Here is a 23339-nt window from a genome sequence, read left to right as displayed (position 1 = left end):
CATGAACTTTCAGTGCACAACCGCCGCATTTACCCTATCCCCTGCACCTGATGGGCTTTGTCACCTTGTGCTGACTCGCCCGGGGACTGAGCCTTATATGCGATTTCTGTCCGTCGGCTCACAGCCGCAGGTGAGTAATCACCCGCGGCCACCCGGCACTCGGACGGCAATTCCGCTGCGCTTTATTGCCGCCGGTGAGCTTTTTCGTTTAGTCGCTGAGCACATAAGGCACACGATGTGCTAAACTTCGACTCATGAAGCCGATCACATGGAACCCAGACAAGAACAAGCTTCTCCAAGAGGAGCGAGGCATCTCTTTCGAGGATGTGGTTTTTCACATCCTGGTCGGAGGTATTCTGGATACGTTCGAACATCCGAATCAGGCGCGGTACCCTGGCCAACAGGTACATGTGATTGAGATAGAGGGGTATGCCTATTTGGTGCCCTTCGTAGAGTCGGAAGATGAGGTTTTTCTCAAAACAATCATTCCGAGCCGGAAAGCGAGCAAAACCTATTTGAGAGGTTCGAAATGAGTAAGCTGGATAAAGAAGAGCAGGAAATTCTGGATGCATTTGATGGGGGTGGGCTCCGGCGAGCACCGGATTTTGAAGAAAGGAAAACACGGCATCAGCAGTACGCAGAAGCCATGTTCAAGAAGGATGCCCGCATCAATATTAGGCTTTCTTCCAAGGATCTTCGGGGGCTCCAGAAGAAAGCCCTGTCGGAGGGTATCCCTTACCAGACACTTATTGCCAGCGTCCTCCATAAGTATGTGGAAGGTCGTTTGCGTGAGGATCGGTAATGAACTCGGAAGGGACAGGCGCTCTTGAGTTACCCCCCCCCATCCTGGTGAAGTATTGCGTGAGCTTTACCTGGAGCCAATGGACCTCTCTGTAACGGCCGCTGCAGAAGCATTGGGGGTCAGTCGAAAAACCCTGAGTGCTGTGTTGAACGGCAGAGCGGGCATTAGTCCAGAGATGGCCATTCGGCTTTCCATTGCGTTTGGTACTTCGGCAGAGAGTTGGCTGTATCAGCAGTCACAGTATGAACTCTGGCACGCTGAGCAGCATCGTGAAGAACTCAAGGTCAAGCGGCTTGTTGCCGGCTGATTGAACACATCATCAGGCATACGCCGGATTTGCCCAACCTGAACACAGGACAGTGAATGTTTGAACAAACCTTTCGCAACATCGATGACGTGCTATGGAAAGAGGCCGGTTGCGCCACGGAACTGGACTACACCGAGCAGACGTCATGGATGCTGTTCCTCAAGTACCTGGACGACCTGGAGTTTGAGCGTGCCCAGCAGGCCGAGCTGGTGGGCACGTCCTACCCGTTCATCATCGATGAACCGTACCGCTGGTCGGCCTGGGCCGCGCCAAAGACGGCTGACGGCCAGTTCGACCATGACACGGCCCTGACCGGCGCCGACCTGATCGCCTTCGTCAACGATGAGCTGTTCCCCTACCTGCAGGGCTTTCGGGATCGCGCCACCGGGCCGGACACCATCGAATACAAGATCGGGGAGATTTTCAGCGAGATCCGCAACAAGTTCGCCAGCGGCTACAGCCTGCGGGATGCCCTGGAGCTGATCGACGGGCTGAGCTTCCGGTCGCAAAAGGAGAAGCACGAGCTCTCCCACTTGTACGAGGCCAAGATCCGCAACATGGGCAACGCCGGGCGCAACGGCGGTGAGTACTACACGCCGCGCCCACTGATTCGCGCCATGATCCAGGTGGTCAAGCCCCGCATCGGCGAGCGCATCTACGACGCCGCCGCCGGTTCCGCGGGGTTTTTGTGCGAGGCGCATGATTATCTGCGCTATGGCCCGGACGGCCAGGGCGACGGCAGCCACCTGTCCACCCGCGACCTGGAGATCCTCCAGACCCGCACCTTCTACGCCAAGGAGAAAAAGAGCCTGCCCTATGTCATCGGGATCATGAACATGATCCTGCACGGCATCGAGGCGCCCAACGTGGTCCACACCAACAGTCTCACGGAGAACCTGAGTGACATCCAGGAGAAGGACCGCTTCGACGTGATCCTGGCCAATCCGCCCTTCGGTGGCAAGGAGCGCAAGGAGGTCCAGCAGAACTTCCCCATCAAGACCGGCGAGACGGCGTTCCTGTTCCTGCAGCACTTCATCAAGTCCCTGAAGGCGGGTGGCCGGGCCGCCATCATCATCAAGAACACCTTCCTGTCCAACAGCGACAATGCCTCGCGGGCGCTGCGCAAGGAGCTGCTGCAAAGCTGCAACCTGCACACCGTCCTCGACTGCCCCGGCGGCACGTTCCTGGGCGCCGGCGTGAAGACCGTGGTGCTGTTCTTCGAGAAGGGCGCGCCAACCCGGAGGGTCTGGTACTACCAGCTCGACCCTGGCCGCAGCCTGGGCAAGACCAACCCGCTCAATGACAACGACCTCAAGGATTTCGTCGCCCGGCAGGCCGGATTCGAGGATTCCGAGAATGCCTGGACGGTGGACGTGAAGGACATCGACCCGGACAGCGTGGATCTGTCGGTGAAGAATCCCAACAAGGCGGAAGCCGCGCCCCTGCGTGATCCTGAGGTGATCATCAACGAGATCGAGACGCTGGATAGAGAGAGCGAGGAGATCCTGGAAGGGATTCGGGGGATGTTGTTGTGAGGGAGGGGTGGAGTTCTACGGCACTGAAGAATGTTTGCACCGTTGATAAGGCCAAACATAGCGGGACTACTTTGCCGTATGTAGGCTTGGAGCACATTGAAAGCGGCACGGGCAAGTTTATTGGCAGCTTGGCGCCTGCTACGGCCAAGAGTACAACTTTTAGTTTCACTGCGGGTCATGTATTGTATGGACGTCTCCGGCCGTATCTAAATAAGGTTCTTTTGCCGGAGTTCGACGGCCATTGCTCCTCTGAGATTTTTCCATTACGGGTCGAATCTAGTCTCGATCGCCGGTTCCTTTACTACTGGTTGACTTGGGAGCCTGTAGTAAAAGAGATCGATAGTACAAGCACTGGCGCACGAATGCCGAGAGCGAATATCAACAAGCTGCTTGAGTTTGAGATTCCGCTTCCTTCCTTCTCCGAACAAAAGCGCATCGTCGCCATCCTCGATGAAGCCTTCGCGGGAATCGCCACCGCGGTCGCCAACACCGAAAAGAACCTCGCCAATGCCCGGGAGTTGTTTGAGAGTTATTTGAATTCAGTATTCAGCCAGCGAGGCGAGAGCTGGGCAAGGAAACCACTTGAAACCCTTGTGCATGACACATGCACCCTTTCGTATGGGATAGTTCAGCCAGGACCTGATGTTACGGATGGACTTCCGGTCGTTCGGCCTACAGACTTGAGAGAAAAATTCATACGGCGTGATACGCTTAAGACCATCGACCCATCGCTGGCTAAAGCATATTCACGAACCACTTTGCATGGGGGTGATTTGCTGCTCTGTGTGCGCGGCACTACTGGTGTTGTATCTATCGCTGCGACAGAGCTCGAAGGTGCGAACGTAACTAGGGGAATAGTTCCAATTCGGTTCAATCCAGACCTTTTGGGACAGGAGCTTGGGTACTATCTATTGAGATCCCCCGTCGTCCAAGAGCAAATTTCTGCTAAGACATATGGCGCTGCTTTGATGCAGATCAATATAAGAGATGTCAGAAAGCTGCTGATCCCTGTTCCTTCGCGCAAAATACATGAGGAATTACGTGGAAGCCTTGATGATTTGAGTGTAGAAGCGGGTCGTCTGCAATCCATTTATCGACAGAAGCTAAACGCCTTATCAGAACTCAAACAATCCCTCCTACAAAAAGCCTTCTCCGGCGAACTCACCGCAGACAAGGAAGTATCCAATGCAATCCACAACAAGGAGGAAGTGGCATGACCGCTGAAACCCAAGCCCCCATCATCATTTTCGAGAATGCCGACAAGGCCGTCGAGGTGCGGCTGGATACCGACCGTGAGACCGTCTGGCTGACCCAAGAGCAGATGACGGTGATCTTCGATGTGCAGAAGGCGGCGGTATCCAAGCATCTGAAGAACATCTATCAGGATGGCGAACTGGAACGGGAGGCAACTGTTTCCATTTTGGAAACAGTTCGAACCGAGGGAAAGCGCCAGGTCATCAGGCAGATCGAACACTACAACCTCGACGCCATCATCTCCGTGGGCTACCGGGTGAACTCGCGCCGCGCCGTACAGTTCCGCCAGTGGGCCACCCGCGTCCTGCGCGAACACCTCACCCAGGGTTGGACCCTGAACCGCCAGCGCTTTGAGGAAAACGCCCGTGAACTGGAGGCGGCCCTGGCGCTGGTGCGCAAGGCCGCGCAAAGCCCGGCGCTGGACGCGGGCAGCGGTCGTGGCTTGGTGGATATCGTCAGCCGCTACGCCCAGACCTTTCTGCTGCTGCAACGCTACGACGAGGGCCTGCTGACCGAGCCACGTGCCCAGCCGGGTGGAAGCCTGCCCACACTGGAACAGGCGCGGGCCGCGCTGGACAGTCTGAAATCCGAGCTCATGGCGCGCGGCGAGGCGACCGATCTGTTCGCCCGGGATCGGGGCGACGGTCTGGCCTCGCTGCTGGGCAATCTGGATCAGAGCGTGTTTGGCGAGCCCGCTTACCCCAGCGTGGAGTCCAAGGCCGCGCATCTGCTGTATTTCGTGATCAAGAACCACCCGTTCTCCGATGGCAACAAGCGCAGCGCGGCCTTTTTGTTCGTGGACTTCCTCCACCGCAATGGCCGCCTGCTGAATGCGGCAGGTGAGCCGGTGATCAACGACGTGGGCCTTGCGGCACTGACCCTGCTGGTGGCCGAGTCCGATGCCGCCCACAAGGAGACCATGATCCGTCTGATCATGAACATGCTGGCTGGAACGCATAATGGCAAGAGATAGTCTTTTTTATCAACGAGTATCTATCTGCGGAGGAGTACGCCATGCCCTTGGCCATCAATTCCGACTTTGAAGAAGTGCTGGAGCCCTTTGGCAGAGAGTCGGCCAACTTCTTCCTCGCCGCCGCCCTCTACCATGCCCACAAGCTGAGCTTTGCCGCTGCCGCCTCGCTGGCCGATCTCAGCTTTGAAGATTTCGCTGCCCGCCTGCGCGAACACTTCGGTACCGGCTTCCGACTGGATGAACAGGTCGTGGAAGAGGATATTCATACTGTCGAGGCACTTGCGCACCCATGAACGAAGCCGAAACCCGCGCTGAACTCATCGACCCGGCCCTGAAGGAGGTGGGGTGGGGTGTGATGGAGGCCAGCCGGGTGCGGCGTGAGGTGATCACCCTCGGTCGGCTGCAGGGCGGCGGCAAACGGGCCAGGCAGGACATCGCCGACTATGTGCTGATCTATCGCGGCCAGAAGCTTGCGGTGATCGAGGCCAAGAAGCGCGGCTTGCCGGTGACCGAGGGACTGGCCCAGGCCAAGCGGTATGCCGAGCGCTTGCAGACCCGATTTGCCTACGTCACCAATGGCGACGGCATCTACCGGGTGGACATGGGCACGGGCACGGAGGGGCCGGTGGATGCCTGGCCCTCTCCCGATGGGCTGTGGGTGGAGACCTTTGGCATGGGTGCCGGTGTTCAAGACACCTGGCGGGAACGCTTCGGCGCGGTGCCCTTCGAGGACAAGGGTGGGTTCTGGCAGGCGCGCTATTATCAGCACAACGCCATCAACCAGGCGCTGGAGGCCGTTGCGGCGGGTCGAGATCGCATCCTTCTGACCCTGGCCACCGGCACCGGCAAGACCGCCATCGCCTTCCAGATCGCCTGGAAGCTGTTTCATGCCCGCTGGAGTCTGACGGCACGCGCCACGGGCACGCCTGGTCGGCACCCGCGCATTCTGTTCCTGGCGGATCGGAACATCCTGGCCAATCAGGCCTTCAACGATTTTTCTGCCTTTCCCGAGGACGCCCTGGTTCGTATCGATCCGGAGATCATCCGCAAGAAGGGCCGGGTGCCCAAGAACGGGAACGTCTTCTTCACGATCTTCCAGACCTTCATGACCGGGCGCGATGCGGCGGGCAATCTTGCGCCCAACTTCGGGGACTACCCATCGGATTTTTTCGATTTCATCATCATCGATGAATGCCACCGGGGCGGCGCCAACGATGAGAGCAACTGGCGGGGCATCCTGGAGTATTTCCAGCCTGCCGTGCAGCTTGGCCTGACCGCCACCCCCAGGCGCGCCCACAACGCCGATACCTACGCCTACTTCGGAGAGCCGGTGTACATCTATTCCCTGAAGGAGGGCATCAACGACGGCTTCCTGACGCCTTTCAAGGTCCGGCAGATCGCCACGACCCTGGATGACTATGTCTACACGCCCGATGACCAGGTGATCGAGGGTGAGGTGGAAGCGGGGCGGCGCTACAGGGAAGATGACTTCAACCGCGTCATCGAGATCGCGGAACGTGAACGGTATCGGGTGAAGCTGTTCATGGAACAGATCGACCCGCGAGAGAAGACGCTGGTGTTTTGCGCCACCCAGGAACATGCCCTGGCGGTCCGCGACCTGATCAATCAGCTCAAGACCAGCACCGATCCCCATTATTGCGAGCGCGTCACGGCGAACGATGGCAAGGAGGGCGAACGCTTCCTGAAGCAGTTTCAAGACAACGAAAAGACCATCCCGACCATCCTCACCACCTCGCAGAAGCTCTCCACCGGCGTGGACGCCAGGAATGTCCGCCACATCGTGCTGATGCGGCCGGTGAACAGCATGATCGAGTTCAAGCAGATCATCGGTCGGGGCACGCGGCTGTTCGATGGCAAGGACTATTTCACGATCCACGATTTTGTGAAGGCCTACGAGCACTTCAGTGATCCGGAGTGGGATGGGGAGCCGCTGCCCCCCGAGCCCTGCGAGCAATGCGGAAACAGCCCTTGCCGTTGCACCAGGCCACCGCCTGAGGGATGCGATGTTTGTGGCGAGCGGCCTTGTGTGTGCGAGAAGGCACCGCCGGAACCTTGCGAGGTATGCGGCGAGAGGCCCTGCCTTTGCGAGACACGCCGCAAGGTGAAGATCCGGCTGGCCGATGGCAAGGAACGCACCCTCCAGCACATGACTGCCACGAGCTTCTGGGGTCCGGACGGCAAGCCCATCTCCGCAGCCGAGTTCATTCAGCGTCTGTTCGGTGATCTGCCCGAGTTGTTCAAGGACGAGGACGAACTGCGCCGTCTGTGGGGCCGCCCGGATACCCGGAAGAAGCTGCTGGAGGGACTCGAGGAGAAGGGCTACGGCAGGCAACAGCTGGCCGATGTGGGCAAGCTGATCGAGGCCGAGCACAGTGATCTCTACGATGTGCTGGCCTACATCGCCTTCAACATGGCGCCGGTGACTCGGGCCCAGCGAGTGGATGCCCACAAGGAACGCATCTTCCATGGCCATGACTACAGACAGCGGGAGTTCCTGAGATTCGTCCTCGATCACTATGTGGCCCAGGGCGTCAGCGAGCTGGACACGGCCAAGCTGCCGCAGTTGATCGAGTTGAAGTACCACAGCGTCGGCGATGCCGTGCAGGAGTTGGGACCCGTGGGCAATATTCGGGAAGTCTTTGTGGATTTTCAGCAGTATCTGTATTGAGGCAGGTCCAGGTGTGCGGGGCAGCTGGCCCGGAAGGTGGCTGAAAAAAAGCGCGGCCAAGACGGCCGCGCCCGAGGGTTTTTGGGAGCATGATGGAGGCGGTGCCTCCATCACGCGATGGCTTACTTCAGATCAAATCGATCCGCGTTCATCACCTTGACCCAGGCTTTGACGAAGTCCTTGACGAACTTCTCCCGGTTGTCGTCCTGGGCATAGACTTCGGCGTAGGAACGCAGGACCGAGTTGGAACCGAACACCAGGTCGACCCGGGTGGCCGTCCACTTCACCTCGTCGCTCTTGCGATCACGGATTTCGTAGAGGTTGTTGCCGACTGGCGCCCAGCGGTAGCCCGCCCTGTGGGTCAGCCATGACGCGGAGCAGCGTAGCCGCCTGGGCGGCCGCCTCCTCCTGATGGAAAGCGGTCAACTGATGGAGTCAAACGGATGAACGTCATCGCCCTGTCACCCCTGGACCTTACTCTGGCGGCCCTGCTGGTGATTGCCCTGGCGGCGCTGACCAGCCGGGTGGGCATGGGGCTGTCGAAGAGCCTGCTGGTCTCGGCCGCCCGCACGGTGGTGCAACTGCTGCTGATCGGCCTGGTGCTCAAGACCCTGTTCGAGCATGCCGCCCTGCACTGGGTGGCCATCATGGCACTGGTGATGCTGCTGGTGGCGGGCCGGGAAGTGGTGGCCCGACAGGGGCGACGATTCACCGGCTGGTGGGCCTACGGCATCGGCACCCTGGCCATGTTCGTGTCCGCCTTCACCGCCACGGTGTTTGCGTTGACCGTCATCATCGGCCCGGCCCCCTGGTGGGAGCCCCAGTACGCCATCCCCCTGCTGGGCATGCTGCTGGGCAACACCATGACCGGGATCGCCCTGGGCCTGGACCGTCTCACCCAGTCCGCCTGGCAACAACGCCGGGTGATCGAGGGCCGCCTGATCCTGGGGCAGACCTGGACCGAGGCGATCAGGGACATCCGCCTGGACGCCGCCCGCAGCGGCCTGATGCCCATCATCAATGCAATGGCGGCGGCGGGCATCGTCAGTCTGCCCGGCATGATGACCGGTCAGATCCTGGCGGGCACACCGCCCATGGAAGCGGTGAAATACCAGATTCTGGTGATGTTTCTCATCACCGCGGGCACCGGATTCGGTACCCTGGGGGCCATCTGGCTGGGGTCCCGGCGCCTGTTCGACGAGCGGGAGCGACTGCGGCTGGACCGCCTGAAGGCCGGATGAAACCCATCAGGCCACCGGCGGTCGAAAAGCCCGTTGCAGGCTCCCCGGCGGCACGGCATAGGGAGTATCATACGCCCGCTTTACCGGGGCGGCGGTCCCAATGACACCGCCCCTCCATTCGCGCTGATCGACAAGGCCCATCATGACAGATTGGACGACGGATAACGCCCGCCAGACCTACAACATCCCCCACTGGAACGGCGATTACTTTCACATCAATGAGCAGGGCCGCGTGATCGTCCGGCCGCCCGCCCATGCCCGGCATCCGGGCGTGGACCTGTTCGAACTGGTGAACCATGTATCCGGCCTGAACATCGACGTGCCGGTGCTGGTGCGCTTTCCGGACATCCTCTGCGACCGCGTGAAGCGACTCACCGAGGCCTTCGATCAGGCCATCGAGGACAACGAGTTCCCCGGCCGCTACACCGCCGTCTATCCCATCAAGGTGAATCAGCAACGCAGCGTGGTGGAGCGCATCCTCACTTGTGGCGGCGAGCGGGTGGGCCTGGAGGCAGGCAGCAAACCGGAACTGATGGCGGTGCTGGCCCTGGCCCGCCCCGGCGGGGTCATCGTCTGCAACGGCTACAAGGACCGGGAATACCTGCGTCTGGCCATGATCGGCCAGCTGCTGGGACACCGGGTCTACATCGTCATCGAAAAACCCTCGGAGCTGAACGGTGTCATCAAGGCCGCCCGCGACCTGGGGGTCCGCCCCTCCCTGGGCATGCGGGTGCGGCTGGCCTCCATGGGCAAGGGCAAGTGGCAGAACACCGGCGGCGAAAAGGCCAAGTTCGGCCTCTCCGCCGCCCAGGCCCTGAAGCTGCTGGACCAGCTGCGGGACCACGACATGCTGGACTGCATGCAGCTGCTGCATTTCCACATGGGTTCCCAGATCGCCAACATCCGCGACATCCAGTCAGGCATGTACGAAGCCTCCCGCTTCTTTGCCGAACTGCATCGCCTGGGCGCCCCCATCCAGGTGGTGGACGCCGGCGGCGGCCTGGGGGTGGACTACGAGGGCACCCGCTCCCGCAACCTGTGCTCCATCAATTACAGCCTGCAGGACTATGCCGACAGCCTGGTGCGCATCCTGGCCAACACCTGCCGGGAATACGACCTGCCGCCACCGGAGATCTTCACCGAGTCCGGTCGTGCCATGACCGCCCATCACGCGGTGCTGATCACCAATGTGATCGACACCGAGCGTGCGCCGGTGGCCGCCGACATCCAGCCCCCCGACGAGGAGGCCCCGGCGGTACTGCTGGACATGTGGAGCCTGTTCGAACGCACTGCCGAGAGTGCCCCCACCGAAGTCTTCCACACCATGGTGGACTGGCTGCGGGAAGTCCAATCCATGTTCACCCACGGCCTGCTGGACCTGGAGCACCGGGCCCTGGCGGAGCAGATCTATTTCGCCACCTGCCGACGCCTGCTGACCGGTCATGCCCAGCGCCTGCCCCGGGATATCGCCGACGAACTCACGGAAAAGCTCTCGGACAAGTATTTCTGCAACTTCTCCGTGTTTCAGTCCATCCCGGACGTCTGGGCCATTGACCAGATCTTCCCCATCATGCCCCTGCACCGGCTCAACGAGCGCCCCACCCGGCTTGGGGTACTGCAGGATCTCACCTGCGACTCCGACGGCCACGTGGACCGCTACGTGGACGGCGAGACCATCGTCCCCAGTCTGCCCCTGCACGAATTCCGCCCCGGGGAACAATATCTGCTGGGGATCTTCATGGTCGGGGCCTACCAGGAGATCCTGGGGGATCTGCACAACCTGTTCGGCGACACCGACGCCATCAACGTGGTGCTGACCCGGGACGGTGGCTACGAAGTGGTGGAACCGGAACAGGGGGACACGGTGGAGGAGCTGCTGCGCTACGTGCACTTCGACACCGAGCTGCTGGCAGGCGCCTATCGCACCAAGGTGGCGGCCGCGGGCCTGGACGAGGCCATGCAGCGGCAGATCCTCCAGGAACTGGACAACGGCCTGTCTGGCTACACCTACCTGGAAGACTGATCCGTCGCGGGACACCCCCCGTCAGTGGGCGGTCATGCCCCCGTCCACCAGATAATGGGCGCCGGTGATGCCACTGCCGGCGTCGGACAGCAGCAGCGCGGCCACGGCGGCGATCTCCTCGTTGGTGGAATAGCGCCCCAGGGGGATGCGGGTGACGAAGTCGTGCTTGACCTCGTCGCCGTGTCCCGGGTTTGCCTGCTCCTCGATGGAGCGCATCATCCGGTTGTCCACCGGACCGGGGTTGACCGTGTTCACCCGGATGCCCTCCGGCCCCAGTTCCACGGCGGCGCAGCGCATCATCCCCATCACCGCATGCTTGCTGCTGACATAGGGGCTCAGCCCCGCCGCGCCCCGGACGCCGGCCACGCTGGCGGTGATCAGGATGGCGCCTCCTCCGGCCCGACGCAGCGCCGGTACCGCCGCCTGCAGGCCATGACGCACCCCGTGCAGATTGACCGCGAAGACCCGCTCCCAATCCTCATCGGTGGTGGATGCCAACGGCCCCACACGGCCCTCGATGCCGGCATTGAGGAATACGCCGTGCACCGCCCCGAAACGCTGTTCCGCCGCCTGGATCATGGCCTGGTTCTCCTCCCGTCGACTGACATCCACGGCCATCCCCGCCGCCCGCTCCCCCAGCGCCGCGGCCAGCGCCTCCACCCCATCCGCCTCCCGGTCCGTCAGTAGCAGCCTGGCCCCCTGGGCGTACAGCAGACGGGCGGTGGCCTCGCCGATGCCCCCCGCCGCGCCGGTGATGACAATAACCTTGTCGTTGAACTGGCTCATGGTGATGCCTCCTCCGTTGAACGGTTGTGTTGAGTCCTGACGCCTCATGCACTAAACTTAGCAGCCTTTCCGCCAGTCTGCCGCGAGCTTCGCCCGGCAGGATTTCGGGGAAATGCTTTTGCGATATCCGCCGGCATAGCTCAGTTGGTAGAGCAGCGCATTCGTAATGCGAAGGTCGTAGGTTCGACTCCTATTGCCGGCACCACTTTTTAAAAAGCAGCCTGAGCAGGCTGCTTTTTTTTGCCCTCATCCCACCATCCTGCCACCCCGCCCGAGAACGGTGGATAGCATTGTGGCAATCTGATCAGCCCGGTCATCCGCTGTCCCGTCTTGGATAGCCGGAAAACCCATCACCGGAACGGATAACCGTCTGGCAATATCAGCGGCATTGTCCATCCCGATGGGAGCAGGATCGACGCAGTGATTGAGCACCACCAGGGCCAGGGTCAATCGGCGACGCTGAATCGCTTCTGCAGTCAGCAGAACATGATTAATGACCCCCAGGCGATCCGGGGCCACCAGCAATACAGGCAGTCCCAGGGACTGGGCCAGATCCGCATTGAGGCCGTCCTCGGTCAGGGGGGAATAAAAACCACCGGCGCCCTCTACCCAAAGCAGATCAGTCGGGGGGACAGCACTGACGCAGACCTGAATCAGGTCCGCCAGATAAAGGGGTTGCCCGGTGAGTCGGGCCGCCCGGTCTGGAGCCAGGGCGTCACGGTAGCGGTAGGGGGTAATCTGTTCCAGATCGCCGCCTGCAGCGGCCATTAAAGCGGCGCCGTCTGCAGGCCAAAGCCTTCCATTTCTCTCCTCGCAACCCGATTCAGCCGGCTTGCGCACCGTCATTCGCTGTCCCTGACGTATCAAGGCCCGGACCAGAGCGCAACCCACCACGGTCTTGCCTACTCCGGTGTCGGTGCCTGTAACAAACACGCCGACAGTCATTACATCATCTCCGCCGTGTCAAATGCCCCGGCATGATTGCCGGAGCCATCAATGGGTCTGTGGGGCACCTGTCTGTCTCGACAATGGTTAAAAAGGACCAAGCCTAACAACCTGGGGACGCCTGACATCCGATACAGCGTCTCACTTTCCGATACAAAAGGCAGAAAAAATCTCTCCCAGCAGATCATCAGCACTGACCCGGCCAGTGATTTCTCCCAAAGTCTCCTGGGCCAGACGCAATTCTTCGGCTATCAGTTCCGTGGCACGGGTGATGATCAACTGATCATTGGCGGCCTGAACATGGTCACGGGTACGCGCCAGGGCATCCAGGTGGCGACGACGGGCGGTGAACAGGCCTTCCGGGTGACCATTGTAGTGAAGCTGGGCCTTGAGAGCCTCACGCAGGGTGCTGATACCCTCGCCGGTACGGGCCGAAATGAACAGCACGTCACTGGCATCCGCCGGCAGCTGGGTGAGCTGGTCCAGCTTGTTATAGACAGTGATGACCGGCAATCGGGGGGGCAAGCGACGACGGATCTCTTTTTCCTCCTCCCCCTCTCCCTGGGTCGCATCCACCACCAGCAGCACCAGGTCAGCCCGCTCGATCTCAGCCCAGGCCCGGCGGATGCCTTCTTGTTCCACCGGGTCATCCGATTGCCGCAGGCCGGCGGTATCCACCAGATGCAGGGGGAGGCCATCCAGGCTCAGATGTTCCCGCAGCACGTCCCGGGTGGTACCAGGAACGGCAGTGACAATGGCCGCTTCCCGGTCCACCAGGCGGTTGAGCAGGCTGGACTTGCCCGCATTGGGACGCCCGGCGATCACCAGATGGGCGCCTTCCCGCAGTAAATTGCCTTGTCGGGCCTGTTCGGTCAGGGTGGCCAGTTGATCCAGCAAAGACTCGATCCGGTACTGGATATCCCCTTCTGCCAGCAGATCCAGTTCCTCTTCAGAGAAATCCAGATCCGCTTCCACAAACACCCGCAGTTCGGTCAGGGCCGACAGGATCAAATTGACCTGACGGGAAAATCCCCCATCCAGTGAGCGCCGGGCACTGCGCACCGCAGCGGCAGAACCGGCGTCAATGAGATCGGCCACCGCCTCCGCCTGGGTCAGGTCCATCCGGTCGTTTAAAAAGGCCCGTTCGGTGAATTCCCCGGCCCGGGCCATGCGACAGCCCATGGCCAGACAAGCGCCCAGTAACAGATCCATGACCACCGGGCCGCCATGACCCTGCAGTTCCAGAACATCCTCGCCGGTATAGGAATGGGGGCCGGGAAAATACAGGGCAATGCCGTCGTCGATCACCTCTCCCTGGGCGTCCATGAAAGGGCCGTAGAGCGCCTGTCTAGGGCTGGGCAACCTGCCCAGACAACACCGGGCCACCTCGGCGGCATGGGGACCGGAAACCCGCACGATCCCCACACCGCCCCGTCCTGGCGCGGTGGCTATGGCGGCAATGGTATCGAGGTTGCGGTGCATGGCGGTGTATTCCATAACAATGGCCCGGCTGGAGCACACCGGCAGTCTTCGAATCACGACGGTGGTGATTTTTTCGAAGATCGCCGGCCCGCTTCAGACGGGCCACCGAGGAGCCAGCAGGGCGTGGGGTTATTTCTTGCTGCCGCCCTTGATGTTGGCTGTTTTTTCAATCTGGCGCGTGATGTAGTACTGCTGGGCAATGGACAACAGGTTATTGACCAGCCAGTACAGCACCAGCCCCGCCGGGAAGAAGGCAAAGAACACGGTGAAGACAATGGGCAGGGCCATCATGATCTTCTGCTGTACCGGGTCCATGGGGGCCGGGTTGAGCTTGTACTGGGCAATCATGCTGGCACCCATGAGCAGGGGCAACACGAAGAAGGGATCACGGATGGACAAGTCCTGAATCCAGAAAATCCACGGCGCCTGACGCAGCTCCACACTCTCCAGCAGCACCCAGTACAGAGCAATGAACACGGGAATCTGGATCAGGATGGGCAAACAGCCGCCCAGGGGATTGATCTTCTCCTTTTTGTACAGCTCCATCAGCGCCTGGTTCATGCGCTGCTTGTCGTCACCAAAGCGTTCCTTGAGTGCCATCATTTTCGGTTGCACGGCACGCATCTTGGCCATGGAACGATAGCTGGCCTCCGACAGCTTGTAGAACACCAGCTTGATCATCAGGGTCAGGATGATGATGGCCCAACCCCAGTTACCCACAAAGTCGTAGATCACCCGCAGCAGCCAGAACAGGGGCTTGGCCAGCACCGTGAAGATGCCGTAGTCCACAGTCAGTTCCAGGCCGTCGGCAATCTTGGACAGGGGTTGCTGTTCCTTGGGGCCGATCCAGATGCGGGATTTCAGGACGTCATAGGCACCAGGGGCAATACTCACCGGCTCGGAGCGCAGGCCGATGATGTACTGAGGCCGCTCGGGGGTACCGACGGCGCGGCTGTAGAGCAGGTTCACCTCATCGGCAAAAGGCACCCAGGCCGTCAGGAAGTAATGCTGAATAATGGAAATCCAGCCGGCGGAAATATTGCGATCCTGCACCCCCGGACCCAGGTCTTCGAGGGATTCCTTGATGTACTTGCCATCATAGAGCGCGGCCCCCGTGAAGGTGTACAGGAACCAGGAGTCCCTGGGCGGCGTAGGGCCGTGGCGCAGTTGACGGTACTGACGACCGGTCCAGGTGGTGTCACTGTGGTTTTCCACCCGATGATCCACATCCACCAGGAAATCGCCGCGACGGAAGGTGTAGGTTTTGGTGACACGAATGCCGTCCTCGCTCTCCCAGGTCAGGGGGACCACGAGTTCATCCTGCCAGTCTTCCATCCGGTATTCGCTGCGCTCGGCCTGGAATATGGCATGGTGGGATGGAGCACGGTCGGCATGCTCGATACCGGGCACACGGTCATGGATCAGGCCGGACTGGGCCACATAATCCCGCAACCGCTCATCGAGAATCCGCACCGGATTGTCCGGCTGCTTGAGACTCACCGGATAGGTGGGCAGATCAGCACGCACCAGATCACCGCCACGGGTATCGATGAGCACATCCAGGGTATCGGTCACGACGCGGATACGCTGCCGGTCAAGAGACAGTACCGGGTCCATGCCCACCGGTGCATCCATGGCCTCAGAAGCCGGGGCATCGGGAACATCGTCACGGAACGTCTCGCCATTGAGGGTGGCTTCAGCCCGCTGGGGATCAAATTGGGGCTGGGGACCATAGTCCACGCGCCAGGCCTGCCAGATCAAAAACAGCAGGAAAACCAGTGACAGGTACAGGATCGGTCGAAGATTATCCATGATTTCGCGGCTGTTTGTGATGACCTGGGACGGGTTCCGGTACGGGATCGTACCCGCCTTCGCAGAAAGGATGGCAACGGGCCAGTCGGCGGATGGTGAGCCAAAGACCCCGCAGGGCGCCGTGTTTCTCGATAGCCTCCATACCGTAACAGGAACAGGAGGGGGTAAACCGGCAATGCTGCCCGATAAAAGGACTTAGCGTATAGCGATAGACCTGGATCAGGAAGATAAGGATTTTTCGCATTGGCTGCTCATCCGTCTCCAGAGTCGTTCCAGGGCCTGTTGCAGATCGGCATTGTTGAAGTGCTGGGCACCCGGCTTGCACAGGATCACCATGTCCATGGGGGCCATGACAGCACGATGTCGGCGAAAGGATTCCCGGATCAAGCGTTTGATCCGATTACGCTGGGTGGCCTGGCGGACGCTTTTTTTGGCAACCGCCAACCCCAGACGTGGTCCCGTCATCGGCGCATGTATCCACAATCCGGTGAAGGGCGGCTGGGATATCCGCCGGGCATCCCTGAACACCTGCCGGTAGTCATCGGCCCGAACCAGCCGGACCTGACGAGGGAATCCCTGTCCCTTCGGCCCAAACTGGCAATCAGGGGCAAAGACGGGCACGACCCCGGGCACGACGGGCCGCCAGCACCTTGCGGCCAGCACGGGTGGCCATGCGGGCGCGGAAACCGTGGGTACGCTTGCGGTGCAGATTACTGGGTTGGAATGTTCTTTTCATGGTGGCGGACCGTGGCTAGGTTCTATTTACGGGCGATAAAAAGCGCCCAATCTAAGGCGCGTAAAAGTACCCGTGATTGACATGGGTGTCAATCAGCCCCGTCGTTAACCTGTGGAAACAGGTCGGGAAAAGGTGTGGATAACCCGGAATCTCAACGGTTAGACTTACCCACCCCCCAATTCCCCACCACTGGAGATACCCTTGGTTGGCAACTCCTTGTGGCAGCAGTGCGTATCGCGTCTGGAGAGCGAACTCTCCGAACAGCAACTCAACACCTGGATTCGTCCACTGCAGGTGGTGGAAGAGCCAGGCATATTACGGCTGCTTGCCCCCAATCGATTTGTGCTGGACTGGGTCAAGGACCATTTTTTCCAGCGCATGGTCTGCATCGTCAACGAACTCCAGGGCAATGACGCCATGCGCGTTCTGCTGGAGGTGGGCAGCAACCGGCGTCCAACAGTGGCCCACCCTGCCTCACCCCAGGCCCTGGCCAGTCGGCGGGCAGCACCTGCGGATATCCACAGGTCCGGCAAACCGGTCCCTGCCGCGCCGATACCGGCCCCTGGCTCGCCCCAGTTCACCCACAATCTCAACCCCAATTTCACCTTCGACAGCTTTGTCGAGGGGAAATCGAACCAGTTGGCCAAGGCCGCCAGCCTGCAGGTGGCCGCCAGTGTGGGCAAAGCCTATAACCCCTTGTTTCTTTACGGCAGCACCGGTCTTGGCAAGACTCACCTGATGCACGCCATTGGCAATGCCATCCTGCGGGATAACCCTGATGCAAAAGTGGTGTACCTGCACTCGGAACGGTTTGTGGCGGACATGATCAAGGCACTGCAGCACAACTCCATCGACGAGTTCAAGCGCTATTACCGCTCGGTGGATACCCTGCTGATCGACGACATTCAATTCTTCGCCGGCAAGGAGCGGTCCCAGGAGGAGTTTTTCCACACCTTCAACGCCCTGCTGGAAAGCCAGCAGCAGGTGATTCTAACCTGCGATCGCTACCCCAAGGAGGTGGATGGCCTGGAGGATCGGCTCAAGTCCCGGTTCGGCTGGGGTCTGACCGTGGCCATCGAACTGGCGGAACTGGAAACCCGGGTGGCCATTCTCCAGCGCAAGGCAGAGGAAGCCGGCACGGTATTACCCAGTGAGGTGGCTTTTTTCATCGCCAAGCGCATCCGCTCCAACATCCGTGAGCTGGAGGGGGCGCTGCGCCGGGTGGTGGCCAATGCCCATTTCACAGGCCGCCCCATCACCCTGGAATTTGCCAAGGAAGCCCTCTACGACCTGCTCACCCTGCAGGACAAGCAGTGCACCGTGGACAACATCCAAAAGACGGTGGCCGAGTATTACAAGATTCGGGTGACCGATCTGTTGTCCACACGGCGCACCCGGATCATTGCCCGCCCCAGACAGGTGGCCATGGCACTGACCAAGGAACTGACCACCTGCAGTCTGCCGGAGATCGGCAAGGCATTTGGAGGGCGGGATCATACCACGGTGCTCCATGCCTGTCGGAAGGTGGCAGAGCTACGGGAATCCGACGCCCAGGTCAACGAGGATTTCATCACCCTGCTGCGCACGCTCACCACCTGAGGATAAAGTTATCCACAGGGTGAAAGTGCCCACAGTGCCTGTGGATAAGTGGCCCAAAATCTGTGGATAACCCTGTGGAAAACCTTGTGGATAAACTGTGGACAACTTTTTTCCCCGACTTATCCACATTTTATCCACAATGTTATCCACAGGATTTTGGCCACTTATGCACAGTTTTTCCACAGGTTTTAAAGGTATTAAATTATTGAAAAATAAAGATTTTCCCGAAGTTATCCACAGATTTTGCCGCCCCCTATTACTATAATTAAAAAAAAAGAAATAATTAATAATAGTCGACAGAGGAAATGCCCAAAAATGAAGCTGAATATCCAACGAGAAGTGCTGCTCAAGCCCCTCCAGCAGGTCATCGGTGCTGTGGAAAAACGCCACACCATGCAGATCCTGGGTAACGTGCTGTTGCGGTGCGATGGCACCCACCTGAAAATGACGGCAACGGATCTGGAGGTGGAATTGGTGGCAGAGATCGAACATACTGCCGAGGAAGCGGGGGACATCACCCTGCCTGCCCGCAAGCTGCTGGACATCTGTCGCGCCTTGCCTGAAAGCGCGGAAATCCGTATCCAGGTGGCAGGCGAGCGGGCGGTGATCTCATCGGGACGTTCCCGTTTCATTCTCACCACCCTGCCGGTAGGGGATTTCCCCAACCTGGATGAAATTCAGGGGTTGATCGAATTTTCCTTGACGGAAAAAGAGTTCTTGACCCTGATCGACCGCACTGCCTTTGCCATGGCCAACCAGGATGCCCGCTATTACCTCAACGGTCTGATGCTGGAGATGGAGAAGGGCACAGTGCGCATGGTGGCTACCGATGGTCATCGTCTGTCCCTCTGCGCCCTGGAATCCATTCTGGACACGGAACAGGTTCATCAGGTGATCATCCCCAGAAAGGGCGTGCTGGAACTGTCACGGCTGCTGGAATACCGGGATGACCCGGTTCGAATCCAGATTGCCGCCAACCATCTTCGGGTTCGAGTAGCCGGTCTGTGTTTCACCACCAAGCTGATCGACGGACGCTTTCCCGACTACAGGCGCGTGATTCCCAGGGAGGGTGAACAGGTTCTGCAGGTGGACCGTGAACTGCTACGTCAGGCACTGGGGCGCACAGCGATTCTGTCCAACGAGAAGTACCGGGGTGTGCGTATCGAGCTGTCCACGGACAACATGAAACTTCAGTCCCACAACCCGGACCAGGAAGAGGCAGAGGAGGAGATGGAAGTGGAATACAGGGGGCATCCACTGGAGATTGGCTTCAACGTCACCTACCTGATGGACGTGGTGACTCACCTGAAGGGAGAGCATCTGCAGGCCACGTTCAAGGACGCTGGTTCTTCTGTGCTGATTCGGGACATGGGCTTTGAAGACGCCCTGTACGTGATCATGCCCATGCGTCTGTAGTCGGCTGTGCATGGGTTTGACACGGCTGGATATCTTCAACCTCCGGGTGTTTGAGAAATCCCGGATTCAACCCTGTGCCGGCCTGAATCTGATTGTGGGTAAAAACGCTTCCGGCAAAACCACTGTGCTGGAAGCAATCCACATTCTGGCCACGGGCCGTTCCTTTCGGACACCCCGTATCGAACCGGTTATCCGTCGGGGTGCCCGGGATCTGATGGTCACCGGACGGGTGGTGCGTCACGGTCTGCCCATGTCATTAGGCATTCGCAAAGGCATGGGAAAAACCACAGCGAGAATCAATGGAAGAACGATTCGTAATCAATCAGAGCTGGCCCGGGGACTGCCTGTACAGGTGATTCACCCGGACAGCCATGAACTGCTGACTGGTCATCCTGCCCAGCGCCGGGGTTTTCTCGATTGGGGTATTTTTCATCACTCTCCGGCTACCATGGTTCACTGGCAGCATTACCAAAGGGCACTCATGCAACGTAACCAGGCCCTCAGGTCAGGATTGAGTGACCGGGATCTGGATATCTGGGAAGGGGTCATGGCACAATCCGGCGAAGCCATGGATCAGGCACGTCGCACTTACCTCGATGGGCTGATTTGTGAACTGCGCATCCTGGAAGGGGAGGGATTTGCTGAGGAAGGGATGACCCTCACTTATCGCCAGGGCTGGCGGGAGGGGGTCGATCTGAGGGGGGTGCTGCAAACTGCCCGCCCCAGGGAGCGGATCATGGGGTACACCCTGTCCGGCCCTCATCGCGCTGATCTGTTGTTACATCGGGACGGTGTTCCACTGGCAGAAGGGGCATCCAGGGGGCAACAGAAATCTGCGGTCCTGTTGCTTCGCTTAGCCCAGGTGGCTGCGTTTCAGAAGGCCACAGGGGGCACAGTGGTGGTGATGGTGGATGACCTGCCCTCAGAACTGGATGACTCTCGACGTCAGGGGGTGCTGAACCTGCTCAGGGGGTTAGCCTGCCAGGTGTTTGTCACCGCCATCGATTCACATCAGGTCACCGATCACCACTGGTCGGAGTGGACCTTGTTTCGGGTGAGGCCAGGGACAATTGATCCGGTAGTCTGAATGTTCCACGTGGAACATTCGGGCCGTTTAAAAACACACAGGCCATGGCTACGCTCATGGACCCAGATGGGGTATAATGGCCTCCTCACCGAGACAGGAGACTGCGATCCAGGCCGCGTGATCGTGCCAGGCACGATGCGCTTCCCCCCGACCTCAATGGCGGGATTGTTCGCGCAAAATTGATGACCGATCAAATGCCCACCACCTACGACTCATCCAACATCAAGGTGCTCAAAGGCCTGGATGCCGTCCGCAAGCGTCCGGGCATGTACATCGGCGATACGGATGATGGCACCGGGTTGCATCACATGGTTTTCGAGGTGGTGGATAATGCCATCGACGAAGCCCTGGCCGGGCACTGCTCGGAAATCACGGTCACCATTCACAGCGATGGTTCGGTCAGTGTCACCGATGATGGTCGTGGTATTCCTGTGGATATCCATCCGGAGGAGGGGCGCTCCGCCGCCGAGGTCATCATGACCGTGCTTCACGCCGGGGGAAAGTTCGACGACAATTCCTACAAGGTATCCGGGGGATTGCACGGGGTTGGTGTTTCCGTGGTCAACGCCCTTTCTGAATGGCTGGAGATGACCATCTACCGGGATGGCAGCACCTATCGGCAAACCTACCACCTTGGGGTACCTGATGCCCCCCTCAAGGCGGTGAGCGAGACTCAGCGCACCGGAACCACCATCCATTTCAAACCCAGCCCGGAAATCTTCAGCGACACCGAATACCACTACGACATCCTTTCCCGGCGCCTGCGGGAGTTGTCGTTCCTCAACTCTGGTGTCCGTATTCAGCTGCAGGATGAGCGGGACGATGGCAAGCAGGATGTGTTCGAGTACCAGGGCGGTATTCGGGCGTTTGTGGAACATCTCAACCGCAACAAAACGCCCCTGCATCCCACGGTGATTTACCTGAATGCCGAGCGGGATGGCATTGCGGTAGAGATTGCCTTGCAGTGGAACGATTCCTACCAGGAAAATATTTTCTGCTACACCAACAATATTCCCCAGCGGGACGGTGGTGCCCATCTGGCAGGGTTTCGCTCTGCCCTGACCCGCACCCTGAACCAGTACATGGAAACCGAAGGGATCATCAAGCGGCAAAAAGTCAATACCAGTGGTGACGATGCCAGGGAAGGACTGACCGCTGTGCTGTCGGTCAAGGTGCCTGATCCCAAGTTCTCCTCCCAGACCAAGGACAAGCTGGTGTCCTCCGAGGTCAAGCCGGTGGTGGAGTCGGTCATGGGCGAGACCTTGCAGACCTTCCTGCTGGAAAACCCCGGCGAATCCAGAACCATTACCGGCAAGATCATTGACGCTGCCCGTGCCCGTGAGGCGGCACGACGGGCGCGGGAAATGACCCGCCGTAAGGGCGCCCTGGACGTGGCTGGCCTACCCGGTAAACTGGCCGACTGCCAGGAAAAAGATCCGGCCCTGTCAGAGCTGTTCATCGTGGAAGGGGACTCAGCCGGTGGTTCTGCCAAGCAGGGACGAGACCGGCGCACCCAGGCCGTGCTCCCCCTTAAAGGCAAGATTCTGAATGTAGAGAAGGCCCGGTTTGACAAGATGCTCTCCTCTGCCGAGGTGGGTACCTTGATTACGGCTCTGGGATGCGGCATTGGCAAGGACGAGTTCAACCCGGACAAGCTGCGCTATCACCGCATCATCATCATGACCGATGCGGACGTAGACGGTTCTCACATTCGTACCCTGTTGCTGACCTTCTTTTATCGGCAGATGCCCGAACTGGTGGAACGGGGCCACATCTACATCGCTCAGCCGCCTTTGTACAAAGTCAAACGAGGCAAACAGGAGAGCTACGTCAAGGACGAGCTGGAAATGAGCAACCTGCTGTTGAACCTGGCACTGGATGATGCCCGTCTGGTGGTCAATTCCGAGGCGCCGCCCATCAGTGGTCCCGCATTGGAGGAGCTGGCCCGGCGCTATAACGGTGTCATGGCGGCTGTAGAGCGCCTGGGCCGCCGGCATGACCCCCGGCTGTTGGAGCGGATGATCTTCGCTGCACCTTTGACTGACGAAGACCGCAACCATCAGGCGCGCCTGGAAAGCTGGTTTGCCGGTCTGCTGGAGGGATTGCACAGCGATGCTGCCGGCGCCACCCGTTACGAGATGACCATTGTGCCGGATGAGCGGGGGGGGTATCAGGCCCGGATTGGCCGGATGATGCACGGGGCGCGCCTGGAAGACACCTATGGAGCGGATTTTTTTGAGTCCGCCGAATTTCGTGTCATGCGGGAACTGGCCCAACGGTTGGATGGCCTGCTGGACGCCGATGCCCGGATCCAGCGGGGTGAGCGCCAACAGCCTGTGAGCAATTTCCGCGAGGCCATGTGCTGGCTCATGGGAGAGGCCCGCCGGGGCCTGAGCATTCAGCGTTACAAGGGATTGGGAGAAATGAATCCAGAACAGCTCTGGGAGACCACCCTGAACGCCGAAACCCGCCGTTTGTTGCAGGTGCAGGTGGAGGATGCGGTGCGGGCTGACGAAGTCTTTACCACCCTGATGGGCGATCAGGTCGAGCCGCGCCGGGAGTTTATTGAAGCCAATGCCCTGACGGTATCCAATCTGGACATCTGAACCGCGCCGAGTGCCCATCGTTTCCCGCTCCGGCCTGAATCAGGCA

General features: G+C 59.8%; 20 protein-coding genes, 1 tRNA gene and 2 pseudogenes. 15 read left to right on the top strand and 8 right to left on the bottom strand.

The genetic code is table 11. The features are described 5' to 3' along the window. The first annotated feature begins 254 nt into the window (after window positions 1-254). The 8 genes and pseudogenes from BMX62_RS12910 to hsdR all read left to right on the top strand — a co-directional run bounded on the left by BMX62_RS12910 (window position 255) and on the right by hsdR (window position 7560). Window positions 255-533, top strand: coding sequence for a BrnT family toxin (locus BMX62_RS12910; protein ID WP_090208329.1), 279 nt, complete (start codon window positions 255-257; stop codon window positions 531-533). Then, window positions 530-802 carry an antitoxin gene (locus tag BMX62_RS10220; protein ID WP_090208327.1) on the top strand — a complete coding sequence of 91 codons (273 nt, stop codon included), beginning with the start codon at window positions 530-532 and terminating at the stop codon, window positions 800-802. The genes BMX62_RS12910 and BMX62_RS10220 overlap by 4 nt, the downstream gene beginning before the upstream one ends. Window positions 803-836: 34 nt before the next feature. Continuing rightward, window positions 837-1109, top strand: a pseudogene (locus BMX62_RS10215) (HigA family addiction module antitoxin); the annotation flags it as partial. Between the two features lie 56 nt (window positions 1110-1165). Next, window positions 1166-2644: a class I SAM-dependent DNA methyltransferase gene (locus tag BMX62_RS10210; RefSeq protein WP_090208321.1), complete on the top strand. Its 1479-nt coding sequence runs from the start codon at window positions 1166-1168 to the stop codon at window positions 2642-2644. Then, entirely contained in the window at window positions 2641-3861 is a 1221-nt protein-coding gene (locus tag BMX62_RS10205) for a restriction endonuclease subunit S (RefSeq protein WP_090208317.1), read from the top strand. Before BMX62_RS10210 ends, BMX62_RS10205 begins: the two co-directional genes overlap by 4 nt. Continuing rightward, entirely contained in the window at window positions 3858-4871 is a 1014-nt protein-coding gene (locus BMX62_RS10200; RefSeq protein ID WP_090208314.1) for a virulence RhuM family protein/type II toxin-antitoxin system death-on-curing family toxin, read from the top strand. Before BMX62_RS10205 ends, BMX62_RS10200 begins: the two co-directional genes overlap by 4 nt. 41 nt (window positions 4872-4912) lie before the next feature. Further along, a complete protein-coding gene (locus BMX62_RS10195) occupies window positions 4913-5164 on the top strand; it encodes a UPF0175 family protein (RefSeq protein WP_090208311.1) in 252 nt (83 codons plus the stop codon). Beyond that, on the top strand, window positions 5161-7560 hold the full coding sequence (gene hsdR, locus BMX62_RS10190; protein ID WP_090208308.1) for an EcoAI/FtnUII family type I restriction enzme subunit R: 2400 nt from the start codon (window positions 5161-5163) through the stop codon (window positions 7558-7560). The genes BMX62_RS10195 and hsdR overlap by 4 nt, the downstream gene beginning before the upstream one ends. Window positions 7561-7682: 122 nt before the next feature. Here hsdR and BMX62_RS10185 read toward each other — a convergent pair. Then, window positions 7683-7907: pseudogene (locus BMX62_RS10185) on the bottom strand (catalase-peroxidase); the annotation flags it as partial. Window positions 7908-8003: 96 nt separating this feature from the next. Between BMX62_RS10185 and BMX62_RS10180 the strand changes: the two are divergent. Next, entirely contained in the window at window positions 8004-8801 is a 798-nt protein-coding gene (locus tag BMX62_RS10180; protein ID WP_090208306.1) for an ABC transporter permease, read from the top strand. A gap of 142 nt (window positions 8802-8943) precedes the next feature. Then, window positions 8944-10824: a biosynthetic arginine decarboxylase gene (gene speA / locus BMX62_RS10175; protein WP_090208303.1), complete on the top strand. Its 1881-nt coding sequence runs from the start codon at window positions 8944-8946 to the stop codon at window positions 10822-10824. A 21-nt stretch (window positions 10825-10845) separates the two neighbouring features. Here the strand turns inward: speA and BMX62_RS10170 are convergent, their stop codons facing one another. Continuing rightward, on the bottom strand, window positions 10846-11610 hold the full coding sequence (locus tag BMX62_RS10170) for an SDR family NAD(P)-dependent oxidoreductase (RefSeq protein WP_090208300.1): 765 nt from the start codon (window positions 11608-11610) through the stop codon (window positions 10846-10848). Between the two features lie 129 nt (window positions 11611-11739). Between BMX62_RS10170 and BMX62_RS10165 the strand changes: the two genes are divergently transcribed. After that, window positions 11740-11815, top strand: a tRNA-Thr gene (locus BMX62_RS10165). Between the two features lie 41 nt (window positions 11816-11856). On the opposite strand, the gene bioD is transcribed toward BMX62_RS10165, so the two are convergent. The 6 genes from bioD to rpmH all read right to left on the bottom strand — a co-directional run bounded on the left by bioD (window position 11857) and on the right by rpmH (window position 16585). Further along, window positions 11857-12555 carry a dethiobiotin synthase gene (gene bioD / locus BMX62_RS10160; protein WP_090208297.1) on the bottom strand — a complete coding sequence of 233 codons (699 nt, stop codon included), beginning with the start codon at window positions 12553-12555 and terminating at the stop codon, window positions 11857-11859. 141 nt (window positions 12556-12696) lie between these two features. After that, a complete protein-coding gene (gene mnmE / locus BMX62_RS10155; RefSeq protein ID WP_090208344.1) occupies window positions 12697-14037 on the bottom strand; it encodes a tRNA uridine-5-carboxymethylaminomethyl(34) synthesis GTPase MnmE in 1341 nt (446 codons plus the stop codon). A gap of 129 nt (window positions 14038-14166) precedes the next feature. After that, window positions 14167-15849 carry a membrane protein insertase YidC gene (gene yidC, locus BMX62_RS10150; RefSeq protein ID WP_090208294.1) on the bottom strand — a complete coding sequence of 561 codons (1683 nt, stop codon included), beginning with the start codon at window positions 15847-15849 and terminating at the stop codon, window positions 14167-14169. Then, entirely contained in the window at window positions 15842-16093 is a 252-nt protein-coding gene (gene yidD / locus BMX62_RS10145; protein WP_238375951.1) for a membrane protein insertion efficiency factor YidD, read from the bottom strand. Before yidD ends, yidC begins: the two co-directional genes overlap by 8 nt. After that, window positions 16069-16377 (bottom strand): ribonuclease P protein component, encoded by a 309-nt coding sequence (rnpA, locus tag BMX62_RS12905; protein ID WP_238375952.1) that lies wholly within the window; start codon window positions 16375-16377, stop codon window positions 16069-16071. The genes yidD and rnpA overlap by 25 nt, the downstream gene beginning before the upstream one ends. Window positions 16378-16450: 73 nt before the next feature. Beyond that, the gene (gene rpmH, locus BMX62_RS10140; RefSeq protein ID WP_090208289.1) at window positions 16451-16585 is read right to left on the bottom strand and encodes a 50S ribosomal protein L34; all 135 of its coding nucleotides are present in this window, start codon (window positions 16583-16585) and stop codon (window positions 16451-16453) included. A 201-nt stretch (window positions 16586-16786) separates the two neighbouring features. Here rpmH and dnaA point away from each other — a divergent pair, with 201 nt between their 5' ends. The 4 genes from dnaA (at window position 16787) to gyrB (ending at window position 23293) form a co-directional block, all read left to right on the top strand. Further along, window positions 16787-18184 carry a chromosomal replication initiator protein DnaA gene (gene dnaA / locus BMX62_RS10135; protein WP_090208286.1) on the top strand — a complete coding sequence of 466 codons (1398 nt, stop codon included), beginning with the start codon at window positions 16787-16789 and terminating at the stop codon, window positions 18182-18184. A gap of 315 nt (window positions 18185-18499) precedes the next feature. After that, window positions 18500-19600 carry a DNA polymerase III subunit beta gene (dnaN, locus tag BMX62_RS10130; protein ID WP_090208282.1) on the top strand — a complete coding sequence of 367 codons (1101 nt, stop codon included), beginning with the start codon at window positions 18500-18502 and terminating at the stop codon, window positions 19598-19600. 10 nt (window positions 19601-19610) lie between these two features. Then, a complete protein-coding gene (gene recF / locus BMX62_RS10125) occupies window positions 19611-20687 on the top strand; it encodes a DNA replication/repair protein RecF (protein WP_090208279.1) in 1077 nt (358 codons plus the stop codon). Between the two features lie 182 nt (window positions 20688-20869). Continuing rightward, window positions 20870-23293 carry a DNA topoisomerase (ATP-hydrolyzing) subunit B gene (gyrB, locus tag BMX62_RS10120; protein ID WP_090208277.1) on the top strand — a complete coding sequence of 808 codons (2424 nt, stop codon included), beginning with the start codon at window positions 20870-20872 and terminating at the stop codon, window positions 23291-23293. Window positions 23294-23339: the final 46 nt, after the last annotated feature.

Origin of the sequence: Ectothiorhodospira magna (assembly GCF_900110965.1) — a bacterium.
Taxonomy (GTDB): Bacteria; Pseudomonadota; Gammaproteobacteria; order Ectothiorhodospirales; family Ectothiorhodospiraceae; genus Ectothiorhodospira; species Ectothiorhodospira magna.
The sequence above is the reverse complement of the archived record's forward strand: the minus strand, read 5'-3'. Positions and strand labels throughout refer to the sequence as shown.

What these genes read in the sequence shown, in the direction of transcription:
- BMX62_RS12910 (WP_090208329.1), top strand. Translation starts at nt 255, where the DNA reads ATGAAGCCGATCACATGGAACCCAGACAAGAACAAGCTTCTCCAAGAG.
- BMX62_RS10220 (WP_090208327.1), top strand. Translation starts at nt 530, where the DNA reads ATGAGTAAGCTGGATAAAGAAGAGCAGGAAATTCTGGATGCATTTGAT.
- BMX62_RS10210 (WP_090208321.1), top strand. Translation starts at nt 1,166, where the DNA reads ATGTTTGAACAAACCTTTCGCAACATCGATGACGTGCTATGGAAAGAG.
- BMX62_RS10200 (WP_090208314.1), top strand. Translation starts at nt 3,858, where the DNA reads ATGACCGCTGAAACCCAAGCCCCCATCATCATTTTCGAGAATGCCGAC.
- BMX62_RS10195 (WP_090208311.1), top strand. Translation starts at nt 4,913, where the DNA reads ATGCCCTTGGCCATCAATTCCGACTTTGAAGAAGTGCTGGAGCCCTTT.
- hsdR (WP_090208308.1), top strand. Translation starts at nt 5,161, where the DNA reads ATGAACGAAGCCGAAACCCGCGCTGAACTCATCGACCCGGCCCTGAAG.
- BMX62_RS10180 (WP_090208306.1), top strand. Translation starts at nt 8,004, where the DNA reads ATGAACGTCATCGCCCTGTCACCCCTGGACCTTACTCTGGCGGCCCTG.
- speA (WP_090208303.1), top strand. Translation starts at nt 8,944, where the DNA reads ATGACAGATTGGACGACGGATAACGCCCGCCAGACCTACAACATCCCC.
- BMX62_RS10170 (WP_090208300.1), bottom strand. Translation starts at nt 11,610, where the DNA reads ATGAGCCAGTTCAACGACAAGGTTATTGTCATCACCGGCGCGGCGGGG.
- bioD (WP_090208297.1), bottom strand. Translation starts at nt 12,555, where the DNA reads ATGACTGTCGGCGTGTTTGTTACAGGCACCGACACCGGAGTAGGCAAG.
- mnmE (WP_090208344.1), bottom strand. Translation starts at nt 14,037, where the DNA reads ATGCACCGCAACCTCGATACCATTGCCGCCATAGCCACCGCGCCAGGA.
- yidC (WP_090208294.1), bottom strand. Translation starts at nt 15,849, where the DNA reads ATGGATAATCTTCGACCGATCCTGTACCTGTCACTGGTTTTCCTGCTG.
- yidD (WP_238375951.1), bottom strand. Translation starts at nt 16,093, where the DNA reads ATGCGAAAAATCCTTATCTTCCTGATCCAGGTCTATCGCTATACGCTA.
- rpmH (WP_090208289.1), bottom strand. Translation starts at nt 16,585, where the DNA reads ATGAAAAGAACATTCCAACCCAGTAATCTGCACCGCAAGCGTACCCAC.
- dnaN (WP_090208282.1), top strand. Translation starts at nt 18,500, where the DNA reads ATGAAGCTGAATATCCAACGAGAAGTGCTGCTCAAGCCCCTCCAGCAG.
- recF (WP_090208279.1), top strand. Translation starts at nt 19,611, where the DNA reads ATGGGTTTGACACGGCTGGATATCTTCAACCTCCGGGTGTTTGAGAAA.
- gyrB (WP_090208277.1), top strand. Translation starts at nt 20,870, where the DNA reads ATGACCGATCAAATGCCCACCACCTACGACTCATCCAACATCAAGGTG.